11 protein-coding genes are annotated in these 7,942 nt (G+C 49.0%); 5 read left to right on the top strand and 6 right to left on the bottom strand.

The window, feature by feature from the left end; translation table 11 throughout:
• Window positions 1-41 precede the first annotated feature (41 nt).
• Genes B3W37_RS16445 through B3W37_RS16430 form a run of 4 tightly spaced genes read right to left on the bottom strand, consistent with a single transcriptional unit; the run spans window position 42 to window position 2,583 of the window.
• A complete protein-coding gene (locus tag B3W37_RS16445; protein WP_483176467.1) occupies window positions 42-803 on the bottom strand; it encodes an exodeoxyribonuclease III in 762 nt (253 codons plus the stop codon).
• 30 nt (window positions 804-833) lie between these two features.
• On the bottom strand, window positions 834-1,673 hold the full coding sequence (locus B3W37_RS16440; protein ID WP_483176466.1) for an Mrp/NBP35 family ATP-binding protein: 840 nt from the start codon (window positions 1,671-1,673) through the stop codon (window positions 834-836).
• 2 nt (window positions 1,674-1,675) lie between these two features.
• Window positions 1,676-2,128 (bottom strand): YaiI/YqxD family protein, encoded by a 453-nt coding sequence (locus tag B3W37_RS16435; RefSeq protein WP_483176465.1) that lies wholly within the window; start codon window positions 2,126-2,128, stop codon window positions 1,676-1,678.
• Entirely contained in the window at window positions 2,125-2,583 is a 459-nt protein-coding gene (locus B3W37_RS16430; RefSeq protein ID WP_483176464.1) for a PPC domain-containing DNA-binding protein, read from the bottom strand. Before B3W37_RS16430 ends, B3W37_RS16435 begins: the two co-directional genes overlap by 4 nt.
• Before the next feature lie 121 nt (window positions 2,584-2,704).
• Here B3W37_RS16430 and B3W37_RS16425 point away from each other — a divergent pair, with 121 nt between their 5' ends.
• Genes B3W37_RS16425 through B3W37_RS16415 form a run of 3 tightly spaced genes read left to right on the top strand, consistent with a single transcriptional unit; the run spans window position 2,705 to window position 5,115 of the window.
• Entirely contained in the window at window positions 2,705-3,328 is a 624-nt protein-coding gene (locus B3W37_RS16425; protein ID WP_483169352.1) for an RNA polymerase sigma factor, read from the top strand.
• Window positions 3,306-4,394 (top strand): anti-sigma factor family protein, encoded by a 1,089-nt coding sequence (locus B3W37_RS16420; protein ID WP_483176463.1) that lies wholly within the window; start codon window positions 3,306-3,308, stop codon window positions 4,392-4,394. The genes B3W37_RS16425 and B3W37_RS16420 overlap by 23 nt, the downstream gene beginning before the upstream one ends.
• The gene (locus tag B3W37_RS16415) at window positions 4,372-5,115 is read left to right on the top strand and encodes an SIMPL domain-containing protein (RefSeq protein ID WP_483169348.1); all 744 of its coding nucleotides are present in this window, start codon (window positions 4,372-4,374) and stop codon (window positions 5,113-5,115) included. Before B3W37_RS16420 ends, B3W37_RS16415 begins: the two co-directional genes overlap by 23 nt.
• A gap of 230 nt (window positions 5,116-5,345) precedes the next feature.
• On the opposite strand, the gene B3W37_RS16410 is transcribed toward B3W37_RS16415, so the two are convergent.
• Both B3W37_RS16410 and B3W37_RS16405 read right to left on the bottom strand, forming a co-directional pair.
• Window positions 5,346-5,549, bottom strand: a complete 204-nt coding sequence (locus B3W37_RS16410) for a DUF2933 domain-containing protein (RefSeq protein WP_483169397.1) — start codon at window positions 5,547-5,549, stop codon at window positions 5,346-5,348.
• Between the two features lie 350 nt (window positions 5,550-5,899).
• A complete protein-coding gene (locus tag B3W37_RS16405) occupies window positions 5,900-6,343 on the bottom strand; it encodes an RrF2 family transcriptional regulator (protein WP_483169347.1) in 444 nt (147 codons plus the stop codon).
• Window positions 6,344-6,588: 245 nt separating this feature from the next.
• Here B3W37_RS16405 and lgt point away from each other — a divergent pair, with 245 nt between their 5' ends.
• Complete coding sequence (lgt, locus tag B3W37_RS16400; RefSeq protein ID WP_483176462.1) at window positions 6,589-7,425, top strand: prolipoprotein diacylglyceryl transferase; 837 nt, start codon at window positions 6,589-6,591, stop codon at window positions 7,423-7,425.
• 86 nt (window positions 7,426-7,511) lie between these two features.
• On the top strand, window positions 7,512-7,942 hold a 431-nt coding region (locus B3W37_RS16395), incomplete at its 3' end, for a Fe-S-containing protein (protein WP_483176461.1).

Here is a 7,942-nt window from a genome sequence, read left to right as displayed (position 1 = left end):
TGTTGGTGAGCCGCATCAGGGGTTGGTTCTCCCTGGTTTTCTTATTTTAGGTACAGAGCAATGGGGCAATGGTCAGATCCAGTGACCTGATCAAATATGGCACAATCAGTAATCCTGGGGAGCAAGGGCTGGCTGACATAGAAGTAATCAATGCGCCAGCCGGCATTGCGCTCCCGGGCGCGGGTGCGGTAATCCCACCAGGAGTATTGGACTTTCTCAGGGTACAGGTGGCGGAAAACGTCTACATAGCCCCGCTCTAAAAAACGATCCAGGACTTCCCTTTCTTCGGGCAGAAAACCCGAGCGCTTCTCATTATTTTTAGGATTCTTGAGGTCGATCGCACGGTGCGCGGTATTGAAGTCCCCGCAGATAGTCAAATAGGGTTCAGCTTTTTTCAAATCTTCACAGTAATCCATCAAGGCTTCATAGAACTGCAGCTTATACTGCAAACGCTCATTGCTCATCTGCCCATTGGGAAAGTATATGTTCAATAAGGTGAATTGCGGATGCCTGGTTACAATCAGGCGACCTTCGACATCGAGGAGTTCCACCCCGGTGCTGACCAGGCATTCCAGCGGAGTCTCCCGCACATACGTGGCCACCCCACTGTATCCCTTCCTGGCGCCAATATTCCAATAACTTCTGTATCCCGGCACTTCCAGCAAGGACTGGTGCAGTTGCTCAGGGCTGGCCTTGGTCTCCTGCAGGCACAGTATATCCGGAGCTTCCGACTGCAGCCATTCGATAAAGCCTTTGTTAAATACTGAACGAATGCCATTGACGTTCCATGAATAGATTTTCATTGATATCCCCCACCCCCAACCGTTTAACCGTTAAGGCAGCTGCTCCATAACCCGGGCGGCGATGGCATCCATTTCTTGTGAACGGTATTCTTCTATTTTTCCTTCATCCACCAGGGCATTGAAATGCCCATCCCAGGACAGGCCGCCCAGAAATTCCACCCCGGTCTCACGGGCAACTTTGGCGCCCTGACTCTTGCCGAAGATCTCAATTTTCTCATTACAATGCGGGCACACCGCATGACTCATATTCTCTATCAGGCCAACAATAGGCAGCTGCAGCTTTTTCGCCATTTTGATGGTCTTCTTCACCACCATAAAGGCCAGGTCCTGTGGTGAGGAGACAATGATTATGCCATTCACCGGCAGGGATTGCATCACCGTCAAAGGAATGTCTCCGGTTCCGGGCGGGAGGTCTACGATCAGATAATCCAAATCGCGCCAGTCCACATCGGACCAGAACTGTTTCACCGCCCCGGCCAGCATAGGCCCTCTCCAGATTACGGGGTCGTCTTCATTGGGGAGAAAGAAATTTATGGACATCAATTTTATCCCGCTTTGGCTCTGGGGAGGGATCATGCCATAATCTCCCGCCTTAATGTTTCCCTTTATGCCAAATGCTTTCGGTTGGCTGGGTCCGGTGATATCGGCATCCAGTATCCCCACCTTTTTGCCCTGACGAGTCAGACTTAAGGCAAGAAGACCGGTGACCGATGATTTGCCCACCCCGCCTTTGCCGCTCATTACGGTGATCACGTTGCGGATGCTGTTAAAAGCCCCTATCAGTGTATTAGGCTGGCTTTCTACTCCGCAGGAACTGGCATCGATATTGCAGCCAGCCGCAGATGGACAGGTATTGCATTTGTCAGACATGATTAGTCTCCTTTCATATCGCTGGTATTTTGAAGCAATTTTATGAAATTTTTGGTAAAACACTGATCTTGCGCCGGGCTCCGTTTGGATGGGCCGGAGATGCGTACTCCTGCCCTGCGGGCTCGGGCGTTTAAATAACGCTGGGTGAGCAGGGCGTTGATATTCCCCGGGTCATAAATTTTGCCGTCAGGATGGATGGCTTGGGCCCGTTTGGCCAGAACCAGTGAGGCCAGCCCGTAGTCCTGAGTGACCACAATATCGCCGGCCCGAGTTCGATTGATGATAGCCAGATCCACTGCTTCGGGGGCGAAGTCCACCATGATTACCCGGGCATAACTGCTCTCTATAGAATGGTTGGGATTGCAGAACATAATCACTTCCAGATTCCATTCCTGGGCGGTTTTTTCTATAATATCCTTAACTGGGCAGGCGTCTGCATCTACTAATACTCTCATAGGCTGTCGACCCGGTTTAACAATAAGGTTTTCATCATGGTCAGGGGATCATGGCCTTTTTGGGCATCAAAACCCAGCAATTCTATGATAAGCATCTCCACTACCAGGAAAACCCTGCTGTCCGCCCGCAGACAGCCTGTTAAACTAGTATCTCCGCGCCCCAGGGAGCCATGTATATGCAGGACCGGTTCGCCTTTGTCCTGATCCGGGAACAAAGTCCCGATGGCCACGATCTCCCGGCCGTCATCCAAGTGAGTCTCTATTCCCTGCGGGGGCAGCACACATTCCCGGGGCCCCACCACCATAGTGGAACTCTGCAAGGCGCCAATCATGAAGAGATAGGCGGATTTGAGCCCCGTCTTTACAGCCAGGCGCTTTACTTCCGGGAGAAGATCGTCTCCGTGTTCCAGCTTAACCACAAATATCCTGCCCAAGCTTCCCTGCTGATAAAGCAAGTTTTTCCCTCCTAAATAATCATAGAATAGTTTAACACAAATTGGTTGGGCTTATGGCTAAATTTTATCCCACATCCTCCCCCTATTGGTGTAAGCTGAAAATATTGACGGCGTATTGTTTATGAACGGGATTGGGGAGCTGATTCTATTGATTAGCGACGAGATGCTGGCGTGGCAGACTCTGAGCGGTGATATAGCAGCTTATGAGGAACTGGTTAATCGATATAAGAATCAGGTTTATGCCATCGTCTATCGTATAATAGGCCATGCGCAGGAAGCCGAGGATTTAAGCCAGGAGGTATTTCTGACTGTTTATGAGAAGATGTACCAGTTTGACTCTAATAAGAAGTTTGCCCCCTGGATATATCGCATAGCCACCAACACCAGTATCAGCGCCTTGCGCAAGCGAAAAAAGGTAGTTATGGTCAATTTTGACGAGGCCTATAGCGCCCCAATGGATTGCTATGCCTCGATTCAGGTGGGCGATCCCCATTCCATGTTCGAACAGCGCGAAATGCATCGCGAGATTGATGCTGCCATCATGGCATTGCCAGAGAATTACCGGGTGGTTATCACTCTAAGGTATCAAATGGATCTGGATAACCAGGAGATAGCAGATACCCTGGGAATCAGCAAAGAGAATGTAGAGGTAAAAGTACACCGCGCCCGTAAGGCCTTACAGAAGATTTTATTAAACCGTCAAGCAGAAAGGGGGATAAACAATGAACTGTCAGCAAATCGATAAATACATTTATGAGTTCTGTGACAAACAATTGACTCCCCAGATGCAGGACGGCATCCAGGCCCATCTTGACCAGTGTGAAAGCTGCCGCGACAAAGTAGCTGCGGCCGGGCGGGAGGGCAATTTGCTGCGGAGTTTGGAAATCATTCCGACCCTGCAGCCTGAATTTACCGGTCAGGTTATATCCCTGATCCAGAAAAGGTACAATAACAGGCCGGCAAGTATATTGGCTGTTCATGCTTCCCGCCATCCGCAACAGGTTCGGTGGTGGTGGGGTGCGGCCAGCGCAGCCGTTTTAATCCTGGCCTTGTATTCGCTGCCCCTTTTGGAACATCCCATGAGCTCCAGACTGGCCGGACAAAACGACCAGGCTGGCTTGCACACCGAAACCTTGCCCGCAGCGTTGAACAATGTCCCGGAAAATGTCCCGGAAAAAAATCCAGCAACTGAGACCCCCCAGGCGGGAGAGCCTGTTGAAGAGACTGCCGGTCAACCCCGCCAGGTGGCAGTGCAAGATGTTCAGACACCCGTTTCCCCAAAAGACACATTGCTGCCAGATGCTTCTCAACCCGCCCCGGATGCTAGATCTTTTTCCTACGCAGCCCCCGCTGATCAGATTATGAAATCACCCAATTATACTAGCAATCCTAATCGTGGGGCGGAGTTATCGACCCTGCATCCGGCCAACCTGCCGCCTGAGTATACGCTTCAGGCTGTTGTCAGCAACTCAGACCGGGATATTACCTTTGTATATCAAAACCAGGCAACACAACAGGAATTAAACCTCAGGTTGACGGTGGTTGATAATCAAATAAACAGCGCTGAAATCACGGGTTCATCTGATGAACTTTTGTTAAAAAGCGCTTCCCCCGCCAGGACAGAAGGATCAGGGGGCCCTTCACCACCAAAAACGGTCCTGATCAACTCTTTCCAGTCGGAAATGAATTATGATCAACAGCTTTATCAACTAGTAGTCAGCGGCAACTTGAGTACTGAGGAATTAGCCGTAATAGCCAATTCATTACAATTAGAGGAGGGCATCCAAGGTGTTAAAGCAAAGAATCCGTAAAACCGCCTTTTTAGGTATTATATGTCTATTAGTCTTATCTATTGCCGGGCCAGCCCTGGCTGCAGATGTTCCAGTGCAATATAGCGGTCCGGTGGTGGTGGTTACCGCCACCGGAACCACCACCGTAGCCCCGGATCAAGCCAGAATCTCACTGGGCGTGGTCACTAGCAATAAAGACCTGGCCCTGGCCCAGAGCGAGAATAATCAGAACACCCAGAAAGTCATAGCTGCCGTTCAAACCATGGGAATTGACAAAAGCCATATTCAGACCAGCAGTTTTAACATCTATCCCCAATACGATTACAATACGAGATCAACCGGCGTCCTGATAGGCTACCAGGTTCGAAATGAAATTACCATAGTGGTCAAGGATATAAGCAAGGCTGGATCCATATTGGATGGAGCAGTTCAGGCAGGGGCCAATAACGTGAATTATGTCTCTTTTGAAAAGGCCAACCTGGATGCGGCGGAAAATGAGGCCCTGCTCAAGGCCATTGCCCGCGGCCATGATAAAGCGCAGCTCATAGCCAGTGCAGCCCAGATGAGTCTGGGCGACCTGTTGAACATCAGCGAAGGTTACAACGCCACCATATATCCCAATGTAGCCAACATAGCCATGGATTCCGCCAAGGGTATGGGAGGGGCAGTCAACAGCGTCCCCATCAGTCCCGGTGAGCTTAAGGTAAACGCCACGGTAACCATGGTCTACCAGCTGAAATAGGCTGGAGATGCTTGCATAACCTGACTTAATGAAATATTGGCTCAAATAGTAATATGGTTATAGGCTGTTGGATATTTTCCGGCAGCCTTTCTTGTGAATCGCTGCTAGGGCTTTCTCATAATAAATACCCCCCTAATAACGGGGGGTATTCCTTGCTATTATTGCGCATCAATTAAACCGAATAACTATCCCCGGCCAAAAGTTGCCCCAACCTTGGCGTGGGTGGTGTCCTATCTTCTTGGGGCTTTATTGGCATCAGATTCATTGGGGTTTTCCTGGGGGTGGCAGCAGCCACCGCCGCCATTTCGGCCATGTCCAGGCATGAATAACATCATTAAAGGGCAGGCCAGACTCATTATCAATATGGGCAGCCAACTCAAGTTCTTGGAACCAGCCTCGGCATTCCCCGGTGGTGCAATATAATAAAAGACCATCATGCCTGCCAAGACAATTACCAGCAACCAGGGCAACCAGGTTAGCCCATTGGTTTTGGGGCTTGGCAGGTTAGAACTTTGATTGGGTTGGTTATGTTCTGAGCTTCGTTCATTATGATTATGGCAATCCATACTCCATTACCTCCATCCATTAGCCGTGCCGCTTACATTTTCTAACTGACTCCATTTTAAAAAGCTTTTGTGTTGATTTTATGAAGACCTAAGGATTAATCACGATCATACCCAGCTACTGCCGGCAAAAAGGATGCGTATGTACCAAGGGATCTGCGGTCACCTATACCATGTGCTGCCCGGCATCACATCTTGAATGGGTGGAGTCACGAGGTTGATCAGATATAAAACATAAGAGATTCCGCTCCCTGCATTTTCCTATACTCGATCAACAAGTCCTCCAAAGTGATACTGTCAACGACTGTGTCGATGCTCGTATTGATCCTATCCCATACCTGCGTCTTCAAACAATATTCAACCGGATTTAACGCTTCACTGCCGGTCTTGTCCCCGACTACGGCCAGATCCCCTTCCAAGGCTCGAAGTATTTGGCCAACCGTAATCCGGTTCAAGCTATCGGCCAGCATATATCCTCCCTGAGCCCCTTTTATGCTCACTACCAAACCGGCCTTTCTCAGGGTGGAAAATACCTGCTCCAGATAATTGGTGGAAATGTCCTGCCGTTCAGCTATAGTGTTTAAAGCAACATGATCGCCGCCCGAGTTTAGCGCCAGATCAAGCATAGCCCTTAAACCATAACGACCTTTGGTTGACATCTTCATAGCCCAGACCTCCAGATACCATATAGTTTTCTTATATGAATAATAATATATCCTTGACAGCGGATGCAAGCAGCACGATGATTTGACAATGAATACATAAATTAAAATATAAGCCATGAGAATTTTTTTAGCGCTGATACTTCTTCACAATATCTTCACTCTGTGATGATAGTCTTGAAGCGGGATTGTTTTGTCTGCTATCGTCATTCAACAATGAGCCCTGATCAGAAAGGATACCGCGAGATATGGATAGAATTCTGTTTCAGTTTGGTCCGCTGACAATATATACCTTTGGCTTTGCCATCGTGGTTGGGACTTTGACTGCCTACCTGCTGGCCATTAGAGAGGCCAAAAGAAACGCTCTGGATGAAGAAAAGTTATCTACCCTAATACTTGTTATACTGCTGGCCGGTGTTCTGGGGGCACGTATATTCTTTGTTCTTTTCTACCAACCTGCTTACTACTGGCACAACCCGGCCGATATTTTCAAACTTTATGAAGGGGGTCTTTCCATACATGGAGGTATTTTGGGCGCGTTACTGGCCGGACTTTGGTATACCAAAAAGGTTAAATTGCCCTTCTGGAAGACCGCTGACCTGATAGCTCCAGCTGCCGTTTTGGGACAGGGAATTGCCCGCGTGGGTTGTGATGTATATGGGAAGGTCATGAGCGGAATTTGGCCCTGGGGTATAGAGGTAAACGGCCTCGTGGTGCACCCGGTACAGATCTATGAAGCCCTGCTGGACCTGGCACTTTTTGTCTTCCTATGGGGCCAGCGCTCCCGGCAAAAATATACCGGGCAAATCTTCGTGTACTATTTGGGCGGTTACGCGCTGATCAGACTGATGCTGGAGTTTTTCAGAACCAATCCAACTATCATTGGCGACGTCACCCCGGCGCATTTAACCAGTTTGGCATTCATTGTAGTGTCTTATGCGCTAAATAGCTGGCTTGGCAAACGAAATCCGGGTGAAATAATAGCCGGAACCCCATCATCAACCTGGGTGGCCCCTCTCGTCTGGGGCCAAGTAATTATACTGGCTCTGGTTAACGTAATGATATTTTATGCTTTAGCAAGCTAGTTAAGGCCGGCTTATGATGTCTTCACAATATCTGCACATTTACCAGATAAAATGGTCAAAGCAATTTCAGTACAGGAGGGATTTTAATGAAGAAAACCGGAAGTATTTCCAAAATAGTATTTTGGGGATGTGTGGCGCTATCTCTGGCCGTTATAGCTTTTTATGGCTTAAACCCCGGATCAGCTGATCCAGCCGTTCCCGACAGAACAAGCACTTCCGCGGGAAACAATGCTGAACCCGAGCCTATCACCAAACCGGCCCCCAATGCGCCCCGCGAAAACCAACCAAGCGGCAATGCTCAATCCAATAAGGCTGACAGCAAAAACAATCCCCAAAATGGAGACATCGCCATAAATATTACCAAGAGTCAAATCTCTTCCCAAGCCAGCTTTATCCCCTATACGCTTAATGGCGTGAACATGGAGATAATTGCGGTTAAGGCAAGCGACGGCACTATCAGAACGGCCTTAAATACCTGTCAGGTTTGCTATGATTCGGGCCGGGGCTATTATATTCA

This window comes from Syntrophomonas sp. UBA5494 (assembly GCF_002426325.1).
The sequence above is the reverse complement of the archived record's forward strand: the minus strand, read 5'-3'. Positions and strand labels throughout refer to the sequence as shown.